At 43.0% G+C, this 21,937-nt stretch carries 19 protein-coding genes; 4 read left to right on the top strand and 15 right to left on the bottom strand.

The window, feature by feature from the left end; all coding sequences use genetic code 11:
- Positions 1–24 precede the first annotated feature (24 nt).
- The 7 genes from BSG1_RS11360 to BSG1_RS11330 all read right to left on the bottom strand — a co-directional run bounded on the left by BSG1_RS11360 (position 25) and on the right by BSG1_RS11330 (position 8,302).
- On the bottom strand, positions 25–2,160 hold the full coding sequence (locus tag BSG1_RS11360; RefSeq protein WP_083802875.1) for a heavy metal translocating P-type ATPase: 2,136 nt from the start codon (positions 2,158–2,160) through the stop codon (positions 25–27).
- Positions 2,153–2,521: an ArsR/SmtB family transcription factor gene (locus tag BSG1_RS11355; RefSeq protein WP_006837170.1), complete on the bottom strand. Its 369-nt coding sequence runs from the start codon at positions 2,519–2,521 to the stop codon at positions 2,153–2,155. The genes BSG1_RS11360 and BSG1_RS11355 overlap by 8 nt, the downstream gene beginning before the upstream one ends.
- Before the next feature lie 185 nt (positions 2,522–2,706).
- Positions 2,707–3,126 (bottom strand): universal stress protein, encoded by a 420-nt coding sequence (locus BSG1_RS11350; protein ID WP_006837169.1) that lies wholly within the window; start codon positions 3,124–3,126, stop codon positions 2,707–2,709.
- A gap of 17 nt (positions 3,127–3,143) precedes the next feature.
- A complete protein-coding gene (locus tag BSG1_RS11345) occupies positions 3,144–4,592 on the bottom strand; it encodes a SulP family inorganic anion transporter (RefSeq protein WP_006837168.1) in 1,449 nt (482 codons plus the stop codon).
- A gap of 277 nt (positions 4,593–4,869) precedes the next feature.
- On the bottom strand, positions 4,870–6,288 hold the full coding sequence (locus BSG1_RS11340; protein WP_006837167.1) for a SpoVR family protein: 1,419 nt from the start codon (positions 6,286–6,288) through the stop codon (positions 4,870–4,872).
- Positions 6,289–6,492: 204 nt separating this feature from the next.
- Positions 6,493–7,695, bottom strand: a complete 1,203-nt coding sequence (locus tag BSG1_RS11335) for an MFS transporter (protein ID WP_044022777.1) — start codon at positions 7,693–7,695, stop codon at positions 6,493–6,495.
- Positions 7,696–7,996: 301 nt separating this feature from the next.
- Positions 7,997–8,302, bottom strand: coding sequence for a DUF3889 domain-containing protein (locus tag BSG1_RS11330; RefSeq protein ID WP_044022776.1), 306 nt, complete (start codon positions 8,300–8,302; stop codon positions 7,997–7,999).
- Between the two features lie 169 nt (positions 8,303–8,471).
- On the opposite strand from BSG1_RS11330, the gene BSG1_RS11325 reads away from it, so the two are divergent.
- Positions 8,472–8,729: a YhdB family protein gene (locus BSG1_RS11325; protein ID WP_006837164.1), complete on the top strand. Its 258-nt coding sequence runs from the start codon at positions 8,472–8,474 to the stop codon at positions 8,727–8,729.
- A gap of 558 nt (positions 8,730–9,287) precedes the next feature.
- Here the strand turns inward: BSG1_RS11325 and BSG1_RS11320 are convergent.
- The 8 genes from BSG1_RS11320 to BSG1_RS11285 form a co-directional block, all read right to left on the bottom strand.
- Complete coding sequence (locus BSG1_RS11320; protein ID WP_006837163.1) at positions 9,288–9,929, bottom strand: response regulator; 642 nt, start codon at positions 9,927–9,929, stop codon at positions 9,288–9,290.
- A 13-nt stretch (positions 9,930–9,942) separates the two neighbouring features.
- Positions 9,943–11,085 carry a GAF domain-containing sensor histidine kinase gene (locus tag BSG1_RS11315; protein ID WP_006837162.1) on the bottom strand — a complete coding sequence of 381 codons (1,143 nt, stop codon included), beginning with the start codon at positions 11,083–11,085 and terminating at the stop codon, positions 9,943–9,945.
- Between the two features lie 678 nt (positions 11,086–11,763).
- Complete coding sequence (locus BSG1_RS11310) at positions 11,764–13,215, bottom strand: IS1182-like element ISBsp4 family transposase (protein WP_044022531.1); 1,452 nt, start codon at positions 13,213–13,215, stop codon at positions 11,764–11,766.
- A gap of 320 nt (positions 13,216–13,535) precedes the next feature.
- Positions 13,536–14,258 (bottom strand): SDR family oxidoreductase, encoded by a 723-nt coding sequence (locus BSG1_RS11305; RefSeq protein ID WP_006837161.1) that lies wholly within the window; start codon positions 14,256–14,258, stop codon positions 13,536–13,538.
- Between the two features lie 45 nt (positions 14,259–14,303).
- Positions 14,304–16,049 (bottom strand): phospho-sugar mutase, encoded by a 1,746-nt coding sequence (locus BSG1_RS11300; protein ID WP_006837160.1) that lies wholly within the window; start codon positions 16,047–16,049, stop codon positions 14,304–14,306.
- A 260-nt stretch (positions 16,050–16,309) separates the two neighbouring features.
- Positions 16,310–17,851 carry a bifunctional GNAT family N-acetyltransferase/carbon-nitrogen hydrolase family protein gene (locus BSG1_RS11295; protein ID WP_006837159.1) on the bottom strand — a complete coding sequence of 514 codons (1,542 nt, stop codon included), beginning with the start codon at positions 17,849–17,851 and terminating at the stop codon, positions 16,310–16,312.
- 62 nt (positions 17,852–17,913) lie between these two features.
- Entirely contained in the window at positions 17,914–18,465 is a 552-nt protein-coding gene (locus BSG1_RS19850) for an NAD-dependent epimerase/dehydratase family protein (RefSeq protein ID WP_006837158.1), read from the bottom strand.
- Positions 18,466–18,550: 85 nt separating this feature from the next.
- Positions 18,551–18,796 carry a hypothetical protein gene (locus BSG1_RS11285; protein ID WP_044022775.1) on the bottom strand — a complete coding sequence of 82 codons (246 nt, stop codon included), beginning with the start codon at positions 18,794–18,796 and terminating at the stop codon, positions 18,551–18,553.
- A 216-nt stretch (positions 18,797–19,012) separates the two neighbouring features.
- Here BSG1_RS11285 and BSG1_RS11280 point away from each other — a divergent pair, with 216 nt between their 5' ends.
- From BSG1_RS11280 to BSG1_RS11270, 3 genes are all read left to right on the top strand, one after another.
- Entirely contained in the window at positions 19,013–19,441 is a 429-nt protein-coding gene (locus BSG1_RS11280) for a disulfide formation protein C (RefSeq protein ID WP_006837156.1), read from the top strand.
- Positions 19,438–19,905, top strand: a complete 468-nt coding sequence (locus tag BSG1_RS11275) for a thioredoxin family protein (RefSeq protein ID WP_006837155.1) — start codon at positions 19,438–19,440, stop codon at positions 19,903–19,905. The genes BSG1_RS11280 and BSG1_RS11275 overlap by 4 nt, the downstream gene beginning before the upstream one ends.
- An 82-nt stretch (positions 19,906–19,987) precedes the next feature.
- A complete protein-coding gene (locus tag BSG1_RS11270) occupies positions 19,988–20,890 on the top strand; it encodes a nuclease-related domain-containing protein (protein ID WP_006837154.1) in 903 nt (300 codons plus the stop codon).
- The last annotated feature ends 1,047 nt before the right edge of the window (positions 20,891–21,937 follow it).

Genomic DNA, 21,937 nt, shown 5'->3' with positions numbered 1-21,937 from the left:
AAGAAGCCAAGTCGGCTTCTTCTTTTATTTGTCCTTGACTTTAAGGAGACGGAGACCATTCAGGGTGACGATTAATGTAGCACCCATATCTGCAAAAATTGCGATCCACAGTGTGAGCCAGCCCGGTATGACCAGTAGAAGAGCCAGCAGCTTGATGCCTAATGAAAAGGCGATGTTCTGCTTAATGATCCTCAAAGCTTTCCTGCTCAGTTTGACGGTGAATGGCAACTTCCTTAAGTCATCGCCCATGAGTGCTATATCTGCCGTTTCCAATGCTGTATCGGTCCCGGCACCTCCCATCGCAATTCCTACAGATGATGCAGCAAGGGCTGGGGCATCGTTCACTCCATCACCTACCATGGCGACCTTATCATATCGTTCACGCAGCTGCTTAATATACGCTAGTTTATCTTGCGGCAGCAATTCCGCGGCTGTATCGGTAACATTTGTACGTTTGGCAATCGCCTCTGCCGTTCCTTTGTTATCACCGGTCAGCATGATTGTTTTTTCAATTCCAAGTTTATGCAGTTTTTCAATGACTTCCGCACTGCTGTCCCTGACTTCATCGGCAACGGCTGTCAATGCCATTATTTCTTCAGCCGTACCCATAAGGATGACTGTTTTTCCTGCATGTTGAAGATCGGTGATCTTGTTTCTTACTTCATCCGGGGCGGGTACCCCCATAACTTCTTGCATATAGGAAGGACTTCCAGCATGATAGGTTATGCCTTGAATGGTTCCTTTGATTCCTTTCCCGGTGACAGAAGTAAAGTCTTCGATTGCTAATGATCGGTAATCCAGATTCCCTTGTTCCGCTTTTTTCATAATCGCGGATGCCAATGGATGCTGTGATCCATTTTCAAGTGCAGCAATGAGTTTCAGGTTCTCTTCTCTTTTTTCTTCCCTTAAAGAAATGAAATCTGTGACTTCAGGAACTCCTTTTGTAAGGGTTCCTGTTTTATCGAAGGCAATCGCTTTTAAAGCACCCGTCTCTTCCAAATAAATGCCGCCTTTAATCAATACACCGTTCCTAGCCGCGTTTCCAATAGCGGTCACAATGGAAACCGGTGTGGATATGACAAGTGCGCATGGACATCCGACAACCAGTACGGCAAGTCCTTGATACACCCATGTGCTCCAGTCAGCTCCAAATAATAATGGCGGTACAATGGCTACAAGGATCGCAACCAGAATGACTGCCGGTGTATAGTATTTTGCGAATCGGTCCACAAACGCCTGGGACGGTGCCCGTTCTGCCTGGGCTTCTTCCACCAGGTGGATGATTTTCGCGATGGTCGTATCCTCAGCGAGTTTGGTCACTTTGACTTCCAGCAGACCTTCTTCATTCAGGGTTCCTGCGAATACTTCATCATCCTTTTGCTTAGTGACTGGAACTGATTCTCCTGTGATGGCAGCCTGATTCACTGCCGATATCCCTTTTTCAACCACACCATCCATAGCAAGCTTTTGACCCGGCTTTACAATCATGGTGTCGCCGATTTGAATATCTTCAATACCAACAGTCATTTCTCTGCCATCTCTTCGAATAAGAGCTTCCTTCGGGGCAATGTCCATCAGTGAGCGGATCGACTGCCTGGCTTTATCCATAGAATAGGCTTCAAGTACTTCACTAATTGCGAACAGGATGACGACCGTTGCGCCTTCTCCCCACTCGCCGATGAAAGCAGCCCCGATGATGGCAATGGTCATCAGAGTTCTCATATCAAATTCCAGACGCACAAGGTTTTTTAAGCCTGTTGTGAAAAGACGGTATCCCCCGACTAAGATGGAAGCCACAAAAGCGGCTATGGAAAAGATATTTTCTTCCCCGTACGTATGTCCAAGTGACCATCCCAAGATCAGGAAGAAAGCTGACAGCAATACATTTGCATACCTTTTAATAAAAGGCTTCTTTTCGTCAGAGAACTGTTGATGTTCCGGAATGACCTTAAGCCCCTCAAATGCTCCGGCTTTCTCAAGTTCTTCTATAGTTGTATCTCCAAAGACTGTGAGCTTCGATGCTCCAAAATTAACATTTGCTTCAGAAACACCATCCAGGTGCTTCACGTTCTTTTCGAACTTTGCGGCACAGCCTGCTCAGGAAAAGCCCTGTACGCGGTAAGTTGTTTTATCTTTCGGTTGCTGTAATCCTTCAGACACGTTGTTCCACCTCCTTATGATGGGTAATCGCGATGTTGATCAGGCTTCTTACATGGTCGTCATCAAGAGAGTAATACACTAATTTCCCCTCTTTGCGATATTTCGCAAGGCCCATGTTACCCAGCAGCCTTAAGTGATGGGAAGCAGTCGCAGTCGTTGCACCGACAATGTGTGCGACGTCACACACGCACAGCTCCTTCTCAAGGCTGAGAGCATAAGCTATCTTCATTCTAGTATCATCCGATAATGCTTTAAATATTTTTGCCGCCCCATTTGTATTGGTTCCAGCGAGCTCATCTTGAATGGAAGCGACTTTTTCATCTTCTTGACAATTAACCTCACAAACATCTTTCTGTTTCACTTAATCACCCCAATAATCAAACGTTCATTTGAATATTAGTATATGTAAGAAGAAGAGATGTGTCAAAACATTTCGTTTATATGTGCTTTATCACTTTAAAGCGTGAAGAGGGACTGTCCCTCTTCACGCTTTAAAGTGATAAAGTAACCAACAAAAAAACCTCCACTGCCTGGAGGTTTCTACTCTTATTTAACGATCAATACCGGGCAATTCGCCCGTTTGGCCACTTTATGGCTGACACTGCCCAGTACAAATTCCTGCAGTCCGTTCAGTCCTCTGCTGCCGATAACGACAATATCAACCTGATTCTTATTCACATATTCAACAATCGCAGGGCCAGGCTCCCCGTGCAGAATCTTGATTTCATAACTGACCCCAGCCAATTTAGCCTGCCTTTCAACTTCTTTCATTCTTTCTTTGCGAAAATCATTCATTTCTGCGGAATTCCAGTTTGCCAGGACATCAGACTTTGCCCGGTCCGCATCTACGACATATACAACTTCGATAGCGGAACCATCAGAACATTGAGCGATATGAATTGCATTCTCGGCTGCACGTTTTGAGTGTTCAGAACCATCCGTAGCCAATAAGATTTTTTTATACATCCCTTCACCCCCGCTGTTTAATGCGACCCTAATCTATTCGCAAGCTTATCCACTAATTCTGTACTATCCTCATTTAATCCTGTCACTTCGGCTAAGATTCCATTCACTTCAAACTTGGAAACAATTTTATCAACAGCAGCAACCGCTGAATCATCCCAAATGTGAGATCTGCTCAGATTAATTTCCACTTTCTTAACATCCTCTTTATAATCAAAAAGATTAATCAGTTCCGTTACAGACGCAAAGAAAAGTTCTCCGTTGATCTTATATATTCTTTTATCTCCTTCCAATGAACTGTTTACACGCACTTTTGAAATCTTGGACACAAAGAATACTGCGCTTAACAAGATCCCTGTGAAAACGCCAATCGCTAAATTATGTGTCAGGACGACAGTCAGAACTGTCACAACCATGACTGCAGCATCAGTTCTTGGCAATAAATGAAGTGTGCGCAGGGAAGCCCAGTCAAAAGTACTGATCGATACCATGATCATAACCCCTGCCAACGCGGCCATCGGAATCTGGATCACGATGCCTCCGAGAACAACAATCAAAAACATGAGGAACACACCGGCTACCAGAGCTGAAAGCCTGCCTCGCCCTCCCGACTTTACATTGATGACAGATTGCCCGATCATCGCACATCCGGCCATTCCACCGAAAAAGCCTGTAATGATATTGGCAATCCCTTGTCCCCTGCTTTCCATATTTTTATCACTCTCAGAATCTGTCATGTCATCAACGATCGTGGCGGTTAACAATGACTCCAGCAACCCCACCACGGCAAGTGCCGCTGAATATGGAAAAATGATCATCAACGTTTCAAGAGTAAGAGGTATATCGGGTAGAAAAAATTGCGGAAGGGTTTGTGAAATCGTCCCCATATCCCCGACTGTTCTCACTCCATAATTCATCGTGATGGATAATATGGTAACTGTCACAATGGCCACCAATGTTGATGGCACCACTTTTGTAAAATAGGGTAATAAGTAGATGATGAAAAGGGTCAATCCAACCAGGGCATACATAATCCATTCCTCTCCATGAAAATGCTGCAGCTGCGAGCTGAAAATAAGTATCGCCAAGGCATTAACAAAGCCAACCATCACTGAACGCGGAATGAACTTCATATAACGCGCTAATTTAAACACCCCAAAAAGTATTTGCAGTATGCCTGTCAATATCGTGGCCGCCAGTAAATACTGAAGTCCGTATTCGGCAATTAAATTCGTAAAAAGCAGTGCCATCGCACCGGTAGCCGCAGAAATCATTCCCGGCCGCCCTCCGACAAAGGCAATTGTGACAGCTATGGTAAAAGAAGCATATAAACCGACCATCGGATCGACTCCCGCAATAATTGAAAAGGCTATCGCTTCAGGAATCAGTGCAAGGGCCACAACAAGCCCTGATAATATATCTCCTTTAATATTTCCAAACCAAGTTTGTCTGTAAGTCAATGACTCCAATATAAATCCTCCTTTAAACTTAGTATGAGAGGAATCCCGCAGGAAAATTCCAATACTAAGTAAAAGGGGGCTTAAGAGGCCTTTAACACTTTAAAGCACGACAAGGGACAGTCCCTCTTAGTGCTTTAAAGGGCCAAAGTCACATCATTTTAAATTTTTCCACGCGAAGATGTGCCCGCTGACAAATCGCGCTACATCATCACTATGACTTCTCAAAGAATGATGCACCCCACCAACAACAAAAGCACTGTACGCAATTGTACAGTGCTTCATCTTTTTATAAATATTTTCGCTGTACACTCCGCCCTTCATAGGTGAACAGGATTTGCCGGTTTTCCACATGCGTTTCAATGTGCACTGGTCTGCCCCACAACTGATGAACGTAGGGGAGGACTTTTTCCAAGTATTTGATATCCAGTTCAATGCCTTCATACCAATGCTTCAGGTAGAGTTCCCCGTTTTTCATATAATCGCCGTCATTGACAGTTATAAATGGAAACCCGCCATTAACCCGCATGCCCACGAGTTGATCCCTGACTTCTTTCCACTCCTTATCGACAATCTTATAATCCTTGCCCTGCTTCTGGAAAAGGTACATATCCTCCCTCGTTACCAAATCCTTCGTTAAATAGTTGCGAAGGAAGGAGATATCCGATTCGATTTCTCTAACCTCAAACATTTTGTCCCGGCCAGATCCTGGCTTTTCTCCGCGTCTTATCATTTCTTCTGTTGGATTATTATAGCGTTCTTCGATGTCCTCAAAGATCTTCAATCCGAGATAATATGGGTTTATGCTCGTTTTCGAAGGCTGCACCACCCCAGCGTTCAGCTTGGCGAATTCAATGGATTCACCGCTTGTCAGATCCAATTCCCTCATGATTCTTTGATGCCAGTAGGATGCCCAGCCTTCATTCATGATTTTCGTTTCAAGCTGCGGCCAAAAATAAAGCATCTCTTCCCTCATCATGGTTAGAATGTCACGCTGCCAATCCGCAAGTTCACGGCTGTATTGTTCAATGAAAAGCATGATATCTTTTTCAGGCTGCGGCGGGAATTTCTTCTTTACTTTCCTGCGCTGTTTCTTTTCCTTTCGCTGCCCCTCATCAAGTGACCATAAGTCATCGTATGGGGTCGGAGCGGACACTTCTTCTATTTCCCACTCGACATCCTCCATGCTCCATGACAATTTAGGACGCATGAGGGAAGGATCAATATGTTCATCGATCGCAAGGACCGCATCGAGGAAGGTTTCCACCTCTTTTTTTCCATGTTCGATTTCATACTGCCTAATTCTGTCGGCAGTGGCCGCCATGCTTTCCACCATATCCCTCTTCGTATTTTGAAACCTTACATTATTTTTGAAAAAATCACAGTGAGCCAGCACGTGAGCCACGATCAATTTGTTTTGTATTAGCGAGTTGGAATCCAGCAAAAACGCATAACAGGGATTAGAGTTGATGACAAGCTCATAGATTTTACTTAAACCAAGGTCATAATGCAGTTTCATCTTATGGTACTGTTTTCCAAAGCTCCAGTGGGAAAATCGGGTCGGCATCCCATATGCCCCAAATGTATAGATAATATCTGCAGGACAGACTTCATATCGCATCGGGTAAAAATCGAGTCCGAAACCTTTTGCTATTTCTGTTATCTCGGCAATCGCATACTGTAATTGTTTTTGTTCCTCTTCTCTCATCCAAGTTCCCCCCAGTAGAAATTTACACCTGCGGCCCTAAGCTACTCTTATTTAAATATATGAAATGGGATAAGGTTTCATGAGAAGAATAACAAAAACCACATTCACTCCGTTAGCGTGTCTAAAAGCAAATTCCCTGAAACCCTTAAACATAGAGGATTCCTGTCCGCAAAAAAAGAGCCTCAACTGAGACCCTTTCCACCACTATTTCCCTTTAAGTTCTACCTTTAACTTTTTCGCCGGAATCACAGCAGTCAACAGGAGAAGCGCAGACACTATAAAAACAGGTGTAATTCCGACTTTCTCTAGAGAATACCCGGCCCCGAGAGAAAAGATGCCAAATATGAGTGTCGTCAAAGCTCCTTGCGCGGCAAATACCTTTCCAAGCCTTTGAGGATTCACGCTATTTTGTACAGCTGTTTGCAGGAGTATCACTTTCATTCCATCAAAGAATCCGAAAATGACGGAAAGCACCAGGGAAAGGAATGCCATGCTCGTCAATCCAAGAAACAAAGTAGCAAGTGAAGTACAAACCAATGCCACCGGAAGCCAGCGATATACATTTCCCGAAAACAGCCTATGTGTTTTTAACAAAAGTATACCTGCTGCAATCAGGCCGATGAAAAAAGCACCATTGATGAAGCCCCACCATTCTTCACCGCGTCCGAGCTGTTGATCGACATATACGTACAACACCGCTGCCACCCACACGACAGTCGCAGCCGCTTCGATTGCGTAAATGAAGAATATATTCCGCAATTTGGGGCTCTTCCAAATATCCGTCCAGCCTTCAGTCAATTTCTCTGCAAACTTTACTTTTCTTTCCTTGATAGGAGGGAAGCCGCCGCCATACATCGGCAAACTGTACATCATCAAGCTGCTTGCCAGAAATAATAAGGAAGTCAGAACCAAGGTCCATTCTTCACCGGCTAACGCTAAGAGAATACCTCCGACAGCCCATGCAGCAAACTGGACTGCCTGATCGATAGTCGAGAGAAATCCGTTCGCTCCCATTAAATCCTCCCGTCGAACAACGGAAGGAACAAATGCGTTTCGGGCAGGCAATGCCCATCCATCTAGAAAAGCAACACTGCTCACCAGTAGAAAGAAGACCGCCATGTTCCACATATCCATAAACAATGTCAAGGAGAGAATGATCATGAGAAAGGTTTTAAGCAACTGTGAAAAAAACAACAGGTTTTTAAGATGAAACCTGTCAAAAATGAGCGGTGCCAAGACACTGCTGCCGAAACGGGAAAACGTGATCACCATCGGTATGATACTCAAAAAAAATGGAGAATGAGTACGATCGAAAATGGCAGCAATCACCGCAATGATGAAAAAGACATCCCCTCCATTTGCCAAAGCCTGGCCAACCCATAAGTAGCGAAAAGTTTTTGTCCTCATCATTCTTCCTCCTTGCCATTATGAAGTTGTCCATTAAAAGCATGAATATCATAAGGGACTGGCTCCTTTCATAAGAAGTCAAGTGGACCCGTCGAGCGACGCACGAATGGACCACTGCGCCGGATGGCGAATGACGCAGCTCTCTCCTCCTGCGAAGTACACCATTTCACGAAAAATCACTAATGCACCTTTAAAACATCACGTATTTTCTTACAAAAAGTATAGTATCAATTAATTCTTATTTCCAATAAAACACAAAAAACTTGCCCTCGAAGGAGCAAGCTTTTTGACAGGCCTGTTTTTACTGGACCTCATTTACGGAAATGTTCAGATCAGTCGGCTTGTCAGGGTTATGAACAACCTTCACCTTCACCGATACATCTTTCCCGTCTTTCACAACATCAAACGTAAACGCATCTTCAATCTGGCCCCCCGGAAGTGTTTTTCTGCCGTCATACTTATAATCCGCCAGCTTTTCTCCCGTATAATCTTCTTTCACGACAGCTGTCGCGATGCGGCCATATCTTTCATAGTCCTGTTGAGCAAGTGCCTGCTGGCTGCCCATCATAGCCAGGACAAGCGAAAAGATAATCATCCATTTTCTCATCTTAATTTCACCTCTGCCTATAATTTCATATATAATGTGCATTTTTATCCCGTATGTTATACATCCAATAGAAGGAAAGCCCATTAACACTGGACAGGCAACTTTTTCAGCGAAATTCCGCTGCACGCATGAACATACTAGTATTAACCCTTCAGAAGGAGGGAGTTAATTGAATAAAGTTGATTACGACAGAGCATTGTACTATACACATCGCAGCGAATGGGATAACCTTCTCATATTGATGGTTCGCACCAAAGATGACCTTTTGGCAAAAAGGATCGAACACTTTCTGCACGCTTATCATTTTTCCCGTGATTATACAAGTATCGAGCAAAATATGTATACCCTTCTCAGATACATCGAGCACGCCAATCTGACTGCCAGTCAACAAAGTGAGCCGATGGAAGAACATGTTATGAAAATTTAGGATTCCACCAATCCTGCGGGCTGAATCATTCAGCCCGCTTTTATTTTTAAAAGGATTATTGGAAAATATGTCAAATTAGAAGGTAAAGGAGGAAAAGATGAAACCTATACATAGTTCACTTAAAGGTATTTTCAGTATTCGATTTAGGAAAATCAAAAACATTCTATCAAGAGCAGATCGGCTGTGAAGTCACGGATTGGTGGGTTCTAAGGGATGGATTCACCGGGCTTGCCTTAAAGTTGCTGCAGGCGGAATCTCCTGAAGATGTCAGTCCCAACAAACCGGCAAAAGGAACCAAAACACCAGTGGATTTGTATTGTTATATAGAAGACTGAAACTCACTGGATGAGTTGTATCAAGAGTTAACAGCAAAAGAAGCAACTGTTGCAGTAGAACCGCGGGTCGATGAGAAGAACGGTCCCTGGAAGGATTCCCATAAAGGACACGGACGGGTTTCATATAGCGTTTGGCGGCACAGATGGACACTGAGTGATTACCGAAAGAACCATTAGATGAAGGCCGGCTTCATCTAATGGTTTTTTTCTAATCAGACCGCAATTACTTTCCTGCAAGCCCATGCTTTACTGCATACAACGCAGCCTGCGTTCTATCCGAAACCTCCAGCTTTGCAAAAATGTTGGAGATATGTGTTTTCACTGTTTTTTCTGTAATGTACAAACTGGCCGCAATCTCTTTATTGCTCTTTCCTTTGGCTAGTTCCTTCAGCACGTCTCTTTCACGATTGGTCAGCTGGTGAATTTGATGCGGCGGCTGATTCTTCCGTGATACCCTTTTCAGCAAATGGTTTGTCGCTTTGGGATGAAGTGAATTTTCTCCTCGCACAAGCTTGCGGATGGAATCCACAAGTTCATCCGGTTCAATATCTTTAAGCTGGTATCCCGCAGCCCCTGCTTCAATAGCCGGAATGACATGGTCTTGATCTGAAAAGCTAGTCAGCATCATGATTTCAATGTTTGGGTGTTGGTTTTTGATAAGCTTCGTTGCTTGAATACCGTCCATTTCAGGCATGACCAGATCCATCAAAATCAAGTGGGGCTGCAATTTTCCAGCCATGTCAACAGCTTCACGCCCATTCGACGCTTCACCGACAATTTCAATATCCTTTTGGGTTTTCAAAAAGAAAACGAGTCCTCTTCTTACCACATGGTGATCATCCGCAATCAATACTCGTATAGTCATATACGTTCCCCTCTTAATATGGAATTTCCACTATTATTTCTGTTCCGTCACCCGGCATACTTTTTAAATGAAAACTTCCGCCTAGACTGGATACCCGTTCCTTCATCCCTTGGATCCCCAATGAAGGAATATCCTGAGTTGGATTATAGTTAAATCCACACCCTTTATCTTCTATATGAAGGACGACAAATTTAGGCGAGGTTATCAGGTAGAAATAGATTGTATCCTCACCGGAATGTTTTTTAGCATTATTGATGGCTTCCTGTCCAACCCGCCATAAGGCTTCTTCAATTTTAGAAGGCAGTGCGACGACTCCTTCCACTTTCACAAGAACTTCCATTCCAAGCATTTCGGCGTACCCTTTTACTGCATCACTGAAACCATTTTCCAAGCCATGAGGTTTAAGCTGCCATATCAAGGCCCGCATTTCGGTTAGGGCTTCTTGAGCAAGACTCTGGATGGTTGAAAACGTCTCTTTCACCTCACTGTCTTTACTAAGCATCATGCCGCCCCTGGCCGTCAATGTCAGAGAAAACAATAATTGGTTCACAGAATCATGCAGGTCCCTCGCCAAACGGTTTCTTTCTTGCATGAGCGCTACTTCTTTCTCTTTTTTTGTTAAGATGATCCGTTTAATAGCCGAACCAATTTGAAAAGCGACCGATTCCAACAGAGCCAGCTCATGTTCATGAAAATGGGTTTTCCCTGGAGCAGCCACATTCAATAAACCAAATGATTCATTCCCCGACTGCAGCGGCACTGTGGCATGATAGACAATATCCCCCGTGTCGCCCCGATTTTCCTCAATCGACTTCTCAATCCTCTGACACTCAATAATATTTGACGCCTTCGTCAGTTTTCCCGCACGAAACCTGTTGACACACCAACAGCTTCCCTCCCTGAGCAGAGCGCACCTTTCATCCTCAAGAGAAGAAGGAAGATTATGATATGCTTCCAGAGAATGTCCATCTGACTCATCTATGAAAAAAATCCATCCTGTCGTAAAATCCGTACCTTTCAACAGGACTTGGAGGGCACATGAAAGCATCTGCTGCAGCTCGGTCTCCTCATTCAGCAGTTCAGCGATTTCTTTTAACAAATGTATATTAGAATTAGGTCTGTTCTCAATGTTCAAGAGGAGAACCTCCTTTACCATTAGTATATCGGTTTTTATGTAAGCAGGGCTGACCTATATGTATGAACCTTTCTACGACTTTAGCCGTAGAAAAATGTGATCTTTGTTTACTTCTACCCGCCCTCTGTTGAATTCCTTTATTCCTTAGGATGTTTTTTCTAAAATATTGTTTTCTTGAAGCTTGATTATTGCAATTTGCCGCAGTACTAGTCGGACGTCCCGCCCAGGGCCAAGCATAGGTTAGGCCTCCACTGGACTAAATCCAGCCCGTGTAGTGACGCACATTGAGAAGCAACAATTTATAAGTAGCTCTTGGTGTTCTTGATACATCTCTCCACTCTTTTCTGATAACTTATGTATTTACTGGCAGCTTCTTGATACATCTCTCCATTCTTTCCCGCCTACTTATGTACTTACTTTCGACTTCTTGATACATCTCTCCACTCTTTTCCGGCAACTCATGTATTTACTTTCGGCCTCTTGATACATCTCTCCACTCTTTTCCGGCAACTTATGTACAAACATTACCGAATTCATTAAAACTCCGCAAAAAAAACAGGCAGACTGCAGCGACGGCACTGAAAATCTTCCGATTTCTAGAACATAGTGTTGATTAATAAAGAAAAAGCCGACTCTACTCCCTAAAAAAGGAAGGAGGGTCGGCTTTTTTCTTGGTAAGCTTCGTCCATAATGCTCTTTCTATCCCATTAGCTTTAGAATCCTTTTAATGTTTACCGCAAATATTGCCATCGCACCTTGTAATTCCATGCCAATTAGACCCGAGGATTCTGCCACATTATACCCGTGTCTGTGTTTTAACTCACTATTTTTTGCTTCTATTTTATAACGTTCTTTTGCTTTTTCCTTAAAGAAATCGCTTTCCTGGAATTTTGCCTGGTCGGAATGCTGGTCGGACTTTATGGAAACGGAATACGTCTTACTTTTGGCTCCTCCCTTGTAGCACCCCTCTCTGAGAGGGCATCTCTTACATTTATCCACGTCAAAATAGTAGGTGTCAACCTGGTTTCTACCTAATCCTTTTTTACCTTGTCTAGCTTTCCGTATAGCCATATGTCCTGCCTTGCAAACATACATACCCGCATCCTTATTGAACTCGAATTCATCCTCTTTTTTTCGAGCACCCTGAGTGATTAGAGGATTCAATCTTGAAACCAATTTGATTCCATTTCCCTTGCTATATTCAATGTTGTCTTTCTCGGAATATGCCGCATCCCCAATAACCGTCTCAATTTTCATGCCCGCAGTTTTACTTTTCTCAATAAGTGTCTGCAGTTCTTTCCCGTCACTTTTTTCTCCGGTGGTGATGGTTGCGGCTGTAATAATACGTTCTTCACTCATCGCAAGATGGGTTTTGTAGCCGAAGAAAGAGGAATCTGCTGTTTTGTGTCCCACTTTGGCATCCTGATCGTTCATGGACTGTAGCTGCTCAATATCATCGGCGACCGTTTCTTTCAGAAGATTAAGCTGTTCCTTAACTTTGGGATATTCTAAAAGGGTTTCTTCCTTTTCTATTACCTCAATGAGCTCCTGTGAATAGGCGATCTCATCTTCCAACACATCATTGTTGGGCTTCACAGGGAATTTATCCTTCATACCGTCGTTAACCTTATAAATCGATTTCCGAAGATTCTTGGAGCGCTCCATGAGGATTTCCTTTGGTTTCATTTGATTATAGCGGGCCTTAGTATGGGTGGCATCGACAATAATGGACTTACTTTTTATGATTTCTTTCTCTATGGCAATCTCCACCGTCTTGTTGACAAGCATGTCTAAAAAGTTCATGTCCTTTAACCTAAGTTTACGAAATTTAGTCAATGAACTTGAATCAATAACCGCTTCTTCTGGAGCCATATTTAAGAAATACTTGAAAGACATATCATATTTCGAACGTTCAACAATATCAACATCTGATACATCGTGAATGGTTTTCAAAAATAAGTATTTGAACATCCGGATAGGGTCAATCGCATTCCGTCCATTATCATGACAATATTTATCCTTTAACTCTTCAAAAATGAAGGTGAAGTCGATTAAATCGACTATTCTCCGTAACATATTGTCCTGAGGAACGACAATATCATAAAGATCCATATATTTACTAAACGTTATTGATTGTTGTTGTTGTATCATTGGTAGCCACCCACTCATATTAATGATTCTATTATAAAGTAAGGCTTTATTAGCGGATAGTATTCTTTTTTCTCAACGTTGATTGGAGTGGAAGGTGCGCGACCTCCTGCGGGACTAGCGGGACAGGTGAGACCCCGCAGGCGAAGCCGAGGAGGCTCAACGCCCGCCCCGCGGAGTCGTGCACCTGGAACGGAAATCAACACTTTTTTCGTAAAATCGGTAGTAAAAAAGGCAGGGTTGCTCTTTTTAGTGAACGACTCTGCCTTTTCCTATTTTTTTGGACTTTTTCAGTGGCCTCACTGCAGCCTGCCTGTTTTCAATTAGCCTATCGGATAGTCCTGAGCAAAAGGATGAATCTTCATTTCATCAATCAGCATATGCTTGGGAGCCGATGCCATATACACCACCGCATTCGCGATATCCTCCACTTTCAGCCAATCAGCTTTTTCTTGCAGACCTTGCCTGGAATCAGCGAAATAGGTATCGACCATTCCAGGATTAACCGTTCCGACTCTGATACCATATTCCCTTACTTCCTGTGCCAAAGAGCCGCAAAATCCTTGGACTGCATACTTGCTGGCTACATATGCCGCCCCATTAGGAATCGTGTAGCGGGCAACATCCGATGAAATGGTAATGAGGCTGCCGAACTTCTGCTCCTTCATGTACGGAAGGACTGCTTTCGAGAAGTGAAAGACACCATGAACATTGACCTCAAACAGTTTTCTCCATTCTTCTGAAGTCACTTCTTCCGTCGGTTTGAAAAATCCAATACCGGCATTATTGACCAGGATATCAATTTTTCCGAACTGTTTGACGGTTTCCTCCACTGCTTTTGTTACATCTTGTTCAATGCTTACATCAGCTTGAATTGAATGCAGATGGTCAAAACCTTCATTCTTTAATTTCTCCGCTGTCTCATGTATTTGGGCTGAACTTCCGACTAGCGAAACTTTTACAGACTTCTTCAACAACTGACGGGCAATTTCCGTCCCGATGCCTCTTGAAGCTCCGGTAACAATCGCAACTTGATTCTCTAACATATGTCTCATCCTTTCATACGGTAAAAAACAGGAAAGGCAAATGCCTTATCCTGCAAATGAGTTTACCATATTATCGATTTTTTCCATGAGGGCTTGTTTTAACCCTTCTAACTTTTCCTGGCTCTCGCTGAGGGAATTCCCTGTAACACTGAAATAAAACTTAATCTTTGGTTCCGTTCCTGATGGGCGGAGACAAATCCACGAGCCGTCTTCGAGGAAATATTTGATCACGTTGGACTTTGGAAGTGAAATGGTTTCTTCCAATCCGTTCTCCAACATTGTGCTCATGCTTGTCTTGTAATCCTCACATTTTGTAACGGCAAGACCTCTGATTTCTTTAAGAGGCTCTTCGCGGAAACTTGTAAGGATTGACTGAATCTGCTCAGCGCCTTCTTTCCCTTTCAACGTCAGGGATTCAAGCCCTTCCTGGTAGTAACCGAATCGGTCATAAAGATCCAACAAGGCGTCATACAGCGTTTTTCCTTGCTGTTTAAAATAGGCTGCAGCTTCAGTTGCCATCAAAACAGCCTGCACGGCATCCTTATCGCGCGCAAAGTCACCGATCAAATACCCATAGCTTTCTTCATAACCAAACAAGAATTGGTACTCTCCGGAATCTTCATAGTTCTTGATTTTTTCACCGATGAATTTAAAACCTGTCAGGACGTCCTCCACCGATGCACCGTAGGATTCGGCCACTTTCCGACCAAGTTCGGATGTAACAATAGTTTTGAACACCCGGCCATTCGCAGGAATCATGTCCTTTTCTTTCTTTCTGCCAAGGATATAATCGATCAACAATGCACCTGTCTGATTGCCCGTTAACAGGATATATTCACCGTTCCTGTCCTTAACAGCAACACCAAGTCGGTCAGCATCAGGATCTGTTGCAATTAAAATATCGGCATCCTTTTCTTTCCCATCTCGAATCGCAAGTTCAAACGCTGCTTTATCTTCAGGGTTTGGAGATTTAACTGTAGAGAATTCTGGATCTGGAACCGATTGTTCTTTCACATAATGAACATCCCTATAGCCGAGTGCATCCAATCCTTTCTCCACCATCTTCAAGGCTGTCCCATGAAGAGGTGAGAACACGATGCTAAGATCCACTTCTTTAGCAATTTGCGGCTTTTCGGAAATGGAAAGGAGATGCTCAAGATAAGATTGATCGATTTCCTCCCCGATCATTTTTATCAGGCCGGCGGCTTTTAATTCTTCTTCAGATTTAACATTGATTTGAAGTTCATTCTCGATTTCATTCACTTTCGAAATGACTTCGTCCGCTTCTTTAGGAGGAAGCTGGGCTCCGTCTTCACCATATACTTTATATCCGTTGTACTCTGGCGGATTATGACTTGCCGTCACCACAATGCCCGAAAAAGCTTTTAATTGTCTTACTGCAAAAGAAAGTTCAGGTGTCGGCTTCAGCTCATCGAACACATAAGTCTGAACGCCATTGGATGCCAGTGTTTTGGCTGCTTCCATAGCAAATTCCGGAGACTTATGCCTGGAATCATAAGCAATCGCAACTCCACGTTTCTTCGCCTCATCACCATGAGAAATTATGTATTGAGCCAATCCTTCCGAAGCCTTGCGCACTGTATATACATTCATACGGTTGATCCCTGCGCCGATTTCCCCGCGCATACCGCCTGTTCCAAACTCTAAATTTTTGTAAAACGCATCTTCCAGACTCTTTTCATCCTCTTGCATTTCAGTCAGAAGACCGCGCATTTCACTATCAAGTTCTTCAAATGAATCCCATTTTTCCCAAGCTGTTTTCCAATTCAAGTATAATCTCCTCCTATCGATGACTTACTATATGTAATTCTTGGTGGATTGGAATTCTCCTTTTAAAAGAATCCGCCTTTTTCTGACAATCTTTTCATCTCTTCTATCTTATCACATCGGCCGGTTGGGGCAAGGTGTTTTGAGTCATGCTGGGTACTGGAGTGCTGGGGACAATTACCTTCTTCCTCGAACACAATTCATGCTGCAGCAATGTGCAGAACGCCGAAAAAAAGACCGCTGTTTCAGCGGCCTCTTAAAAATTATTTTTTATATTTCACTTCGTAAACATCATGACGGCGGTCTTTCAGCTGTCGGACAGTACCAGACTGGCGCTGGCGGCGAAGGACTTCGAGATCGACATCCCCGATCATGACCATTTCGATATTCGGGTTCGTTTCTCCGACAATGCCGTCGCGGGCAAATTCAAAATCAGAAGGAGCGAATATTCCTGATTGAGCATACTGGATGTCCATGTTTTCAGTTTGCGGGAGGTTGCCGACCGTACCTGAAATAACAGTGTAAATCTGATTTTCTACAGCACGGGCCTGGGCGCAATAGCGCACTCTCAAGTAGCCTTGGCGGTCTTCCGTACAGAATGGGGTGAAAATAATTTTTGCCCCTCTGTCCGTAGCAATACGGGCTAGTTCCGGGAACTCGATGTCATAACAGATCTGGATGGCGATCCTTCCACAGTCTGTATCAAAAACTTTGACCCGGTCTCCAGGACTGATTCCCCACCACTTGCGTTCATTCGGAGTGATATGGATTTTATATTGCTTTTCAATCGTTCCATCACGGCGGAACAGGTAAGCAATATTGTAAATCTCGTCATCTTCTTCTTTTACGAAATGAGATCCGCCGATGATATTAACGTTGTAGCGTACGGCAAGGTCTGTAAACAGTTCAATGTATTCTTCCGTAAATTCAGTCAGCTTTCGGATAGCCATACTTGGTGACTTTTCATCCAGGAACGACATCAGCTGAGAAGTGAAGATTTCCGGGAAGACGACGAAATCAGATTTTGCATCCGATGCTACATCTGTAAAGTATTCAACCTGATTGGCGAACTCTTCAAATGAGCTGATTTTTCTCATCATATATTGGACGACACATATCCTGACAGGGTAGCTCGTCTTAAAATGCCTTTTGCTTGATGGACGATAATCGACGTTATTCCACTCCATCAGCGTTGCATATTTCTGGGATTTCACATCATCCGGCAAGTAGTTCGGATTGATCCTCATCAATGTAAAACCATTCATCAGCTGGAAGGAAAGAACCGGATCATATATTTTATGTCTTGAAACAGAGTCAACATACTCTCTCGGAGACATTTCTTCTGCATGCTTATGGAAGTTTGGAATGCGTCCCCCGATGATGATACTCTTCAAGTTCAACTGGCGTGCCAATTCTTTTCTTGCTTCGTACAAACGATGGCCGACTTTCATCCGGCGGTATTCAGGATGAACCATTACTTCTATTCCGTAAAGGTTATAACCTTCGGGATTATGGTTCGTGATGTAGCCGTTGTCGGTGACATCGTCCCATGAATGACGGTCGTCATATTCATCAAAGTTAATGATTAAACTTGAACACGACCCAATAATTTCGCCTTCGAGCTCAGCTACCAGCTGTCCTTCCGGAAATATGTCCAGATGGCTTTCAAGGTGTTCCGGTTTCCACGGTTCCATCCCCTGGAAACAAACACTCTGCATCTGGATAATATCCTTGATGTCTTCATGCCTGGTCTGTCTGATAATCATTTTTTTCTCAAACTGAGATAAATCCAGTTTTTCTGACATTTATTGAAACACTCCTTTTGCACTCATCTATACGTTTTACCCTGCAAGCTGCAGGCTTGAAACTAATAGCCCGGACGCTTGTCCCAAGGTTCTATTACTCCTGTAATGGTTAGGGGAATCCCGGTTGTCAATGCAGAAATGACCCCTTCGGATATTTCATCATTTGTCAGCCATCTGGATTCTCCATTCTCTATTTTAAACCCTAAAATGATATGATGCATGTTTATTGTCTGGTGAAATTTATATGGCAGTGTAGTTTGAGCCGCAGCGCTTCCATTCACCCTAAAGACATCCACATCACCGCTGTTTCTGCTCAAAATATCCATTACAGCATCCAAGGATTCTATTGCCGTTCTTCTCATCCAAATCACTGCTTGATCAAATGGTCCATTGGTTTTAATATGCTCATCCAAGACTTGTACTAATGCGTCCCTGTTAAAATAATCTGCCGCAAGGAAATCCACTTCTTCAGGTTTTAGCCCATGCTTTGCAAGCATACTCTGGTATTTATCCATCGATCTTGCCAGTATGGTTACCTTATTGCCTTTTTTCACTAAGTCTTCAACGGCGCCACCGAGCATTCCGGTGCCTCCGATGACAAGAATTTTTTTCATGACAGATTCACCTTCCTTTACTTATAGAAAAAGCCCCCTGTAAAGAGAGCATTTGTAGGCTGATTTATTCATTAAAACTTGAAGTTCACTTATCTTTTTCACAATCTTTTCCTTGGTTTACCTGTTCCTGCTTTAACTGTTCCTGCTTTAACTGTTCCTGCTGCCTTATTCTTTCCGCGACTTCTCTTTCGACTCTTTCCCATACATGGCCCAACTGTCTAAATATATCTTCCATCTTTTCTTCAAAAGTGTATCCTGCTTCATGATATAATTTACTAACTTCGAAATAATCCATGTCTTCATGGATTTTTATTTCTTTTTTTCCGTTCATACGACCGCCTCCTATTTCTATATTTTTCAGTATAAAGCTCATCGCTCCGTCTGGGCAAATTGTAATTTAGAATGGGACCAACCTCCTGTTTGCGAAGGATGTGACAGACCTATGTCCTCCCTTCTGATTTTTGTGATAAACTTAGTGCTAAAGGTTTTACCTTATCTAACAGTACATACTATAATCTGAGTTAGTACTATAAGAAAGGAAACGATCATGGAAAAGAAAATAGAGAACCTGTTATTTACGGCATGGGCGGCTGCACTGATTGCGACGCTCGGAAGCTTGTATTTTTCAGAAATAAAACAATATGAGCCATGTATCTTGTGCTGGTACCAGCGCATCATCATGTATCCGATGGCTGTAATTCTCGGCATTGCCGCTGTCAAAAAAGATGCCTCAATTGCCATTTATTCATTGGTTTTATCCGGAATTGGAATATTGACATCCTTGTATCATTACTCATTGCAAAAAGTCGACTTCCTTTACGATACCGCACCTGCCTGTGGACGCGTGCCATGTACAGGAGAGTATATCAACTGGCTGGGGTTCATGACGATTCCTTTTTTAGCACTGACTGCATTCATCATTATTTTTATATGCAGCCTTTTACTCTTAAAAATAGCAAGGGAGAATAGAAAATGAAAAAAGTTGTTATCTTTTTAGTAGTTATCATCGGTATCTTTGCAGCGATTGCTGTGGTGACAAAGATGCAGCAGGATCAAGCTGCAGAAGGCAACCCTTATAATAAAGCGGATCTGGAGCCCGCCACCATCGACCTCCTTGATGATCCCAACTATCAAAACCTGATTTTGCCGGAAGAGCTTGAAGCAAAACTTGCAAACGGTGAAGATGTGACGGTCTACTTTTTCAGCCCGACTTGCTCACATTGTATAGCAACAACACCGGTTGTAGCACCGATGGCAGAAGAAATGGGTATTGACCTCGTGCAATATAACGTCCTTGAATTTGAGCAGGCGTGGAATCAATTCAACATTGAAGGCACACCGACCATCATCCACTTTGAAAATGGTGAGGAAACAGCCCGTATCGTCAGCTCACAACCAGAAGAAACGTTTGAAAACTGGTTTAATGAAAACGTGAAATAATTTAATGTGGACAGTCCTCTTACGGGGGCTGTTTTTTGTTTTGGAGTTTATGGTAATATATTTCCAAAAGGAGTGATGTTTATTGAAAGAACGATTGGAGTCTGATGAGTTAAAGATTTATAAGTCTCTTGATTCCCGAAAAAAGTTAAACGCTAAAGAGAAACAGTACTTCGCCGGTTTAGAAAAAGGGTTTATTGGCGAGAAGCTCTTTGATGATTGGTTGGAACCCATTCTGGGGGATAGAATTCTGTTGCCGGACATGCAGTTCATGCCGAAATCTACCTTTGTGCAAATCGACACCATCCTGCTGACGTCAAAGCTAATCTATACATTCGAAGTCAAAAACTACGAAGGCGACCATGTGTTAGAAGGCGATAACCTCCTCAGAACTGACGGCTCAGATACCAAGAATCCCCTTCTTCAATTAAAAAGAAATGAACCTGTCCTCAGAAGCATTTTGGATAACCTTGGCTTCAAGATCCCCATCCAATCCATCGCCGTCTTCGTTAACCCCAGCTTCCACCTCTATAACGCCCCTGTCGACCTTCCGATCATTTATCCAACTCAACTGCAGCGATTTATCGAAAAACTGAATTATACCCCTTCATTTCTCAAGAAGCATCATACTGAGCTTGCCTCGAAACTGATTTCTGCTACTGTGGCGGAGAATCCTTACGTCCGGCTCCCTGCTTATCGGTATGACGAATTGAGGAAGGGGATTGTTTGCCCTGGGTGTGGGCGGTTTTATGAGGAGTATGTGAGGTCGACCTTAACATGTAGTTCTTGTGGAGGACGTGAGAGTGCTCATTCTGCTGTTTTAAGGAATATTAAGGAATTTAAGCTTTTGTTTCCTGATGATAGAATTACAGTTTCCGGAGTTCATGATTGGTGCAATATTATTCAAGAAAAGAAGACTATAAGAAAAATTCTAGATACACAATTTAAATTAGTTAATAAAGGGAGGGGATCCTATTACAAAGAGTAATGTAGTATTATGAACCCCCCCTGTTGCAGATTTCCATTCTATAATGGTACGTTTCTTCTTGATTCTTACCACTACAGCAGGATTTCAACTCTATATTGGTACGTTTCTTCTCGAATCTTACCATTACAGTAGGATTCTGACTCTATATTGGTACGTTTCCTCTCGAATCTTACCATTACACCAGGATTTCCATTCTATATTGGTACGTTTCCTCTCGAATCTTACCACTACAACAGGATTCTGACTCTATATTGGTACGTTTCTTCTCGAATCTTACCATTACAGTAGGATTCTGACTCTATAATGGTACGTTTCTTCTCGAATTTTACCACTACAGCAGGATTTCAACTCTATATTGGTACGTTTCTTCTTGATTCTTACCACTACAGCAGGATTTCAACTCTATATTGGTACGTTCCCTCTCGAATCTTACCACTACAGCAGGATTTCAACTCTATATTGGTACGTTTCTTCTCGAATCTTACCACTACAGCAGGATTCTGACTCTATAATGGTACGTTTCTTCTCGAATTTTACCACTACAGCAGGATTTCAACTCTATATTGGTACGTTTCTTCTCGAATCTTACCACTACAGCAGGGTTCTGACTCTATAATGGTACGTTTCCTCTCGAATCTTACCACTACAGCAGGATTCTGACTCTATATTGGTACGTTTCTTCTCGAATCTTACCACTACAGCAGGATTTCAACTCTATATTGGTACGTTTCTTCTCGAATCTTACCATTACAGCAGGTTTTCAACTCTATATTGGTACGTTTCCTCTCGAATCTTACCACTACAGCAGGATTTCAACTCTATATTGGTACGTTTCCTCTCGAATCTTACCATTACAGTAGGATTCTGACTCTATAATGGTACGTTTCTTCTCGAATCTTACCATTACACCAAGATCCTGACTCTATAATGGTACGTTTCCTTTTGTATCTTACAGCAACAAGTTACCCCTGCCTCTTCACAATAAAATAACAAAAAACCACCAAGCGCAACCAAGCACTCGATGGTTAATGACCCTGCACAAGGCAG

The sequence above is a fragment of the Bacillus sp. SG-1 genome, from assembly GCF_000181495.1.
Classification (GTDB): Bacteria; Bacillota; Bacilli; order Bacillales; family Bacillaceae_B; genus Rossellomorea.
This window is presented reverse-complemented; position numbering and strand designations above follow the sequence as displayed.

What these genes read in the sequence shown, in the direction of transcription:
- BSG1_RS11350 (WP_006837169.1), bottom strand. Translation starts at nt 3,126, where the DNA reads ATGTATAAAAAAATCTTATTGGCTACGGATGGTTCTGAACACTCAAAA.
- BSG1_RS11340 (WP_006837167.1), bottom strand. Translation starts at nt 6,288, where the DNA reads ATGAGAGAAGAGGAACAAAAACAATTACAGTATGCGATTGCCGAGATA.
- BSG1_RS11335 (WP_044022777.1), bottom strand. Translation starts at nt 7,695, where the DNA reads ATGAGGACAAAAACTTTTCGCTACTTATGGGTTGGCCAGGCTTTGGCA.
- BSG1_RS11330 (WP_044022776.1), bottom strand. Translation starts at nt 8,302, where the DNA reads ATGAGAAAATGGATGATTATCTTTTCGCTTGTCCTGGCTATGATGGGC.
- BSG1_RS11320 (WP_006837163.1), bottom strand. Translation starts at nt 9,929, where the DNA reads ATGACTATACGAGTATTGATTGCGGATGATCACCATGTGGTAAGAAGA.
- BSG1_RS11315 (WP_006837162.1), bottom strand. Translation starts at nt 11,085, where the DNA reads ATGGTAAAGGAGGTTCTCCTCTTGAACATTGAGAACAGACCTAATTCT.
- BSG1_RS11310 (WP_044022531.1), bottom strand. Translation starts at nt 13,215, where the DNA reads ATGATACAACAACAACAATCAATAACGTTTAGTAAATATATGGATCTT.
- BSG1_RS11305 (WP_006837161.1), bottom strand. Translation starts at nt 14,258, where the DNA reads ATGTTAGAGAATCAAGTTGCGATTGTTACCGGAGCTTCAAGAGGCATC.
- BSG1_RS11295 (WP_006837159.1), bottom strand. Translation starts at nt 17,851, where the DNA reads ATGTCAGAAAAACTGGATTTATCTCAGTTTGAGAAAAAAATGATTATC.
- BSG1_RS19850 (WP_006837158.1), bottom strand. Translation starts at nt 18,465, where the DNA reads ATGAAAAAAATTCTTGTCATCGGAGGCACCGGAATGCTCGGTGGCGCC.
- BSG1_RS11285 (WP_044022775.1), bottom strand. Translation starts at nt 18,796, where the DNA reads ATGAACGGAAAAAAAGAAATAAAAATCCATGAAGACATGGATTATTTC.
- BSG1_RS11280 (WP_006837156.1), top strand. Translation starts at nt 19,013, where the DNA reads ATGGAAAAGAAAATAGAGAACCTGTTATTTACGGCATGGGCGGCTGCA.
- BSG1_RS11275 (WP_006837155.1), top strand. Translation starts at nt 19,438, where the DNA reads ATGAAAAAAGTTGTTATCTTTTTAGTAGTTATCATCGGTATCTTTGCA.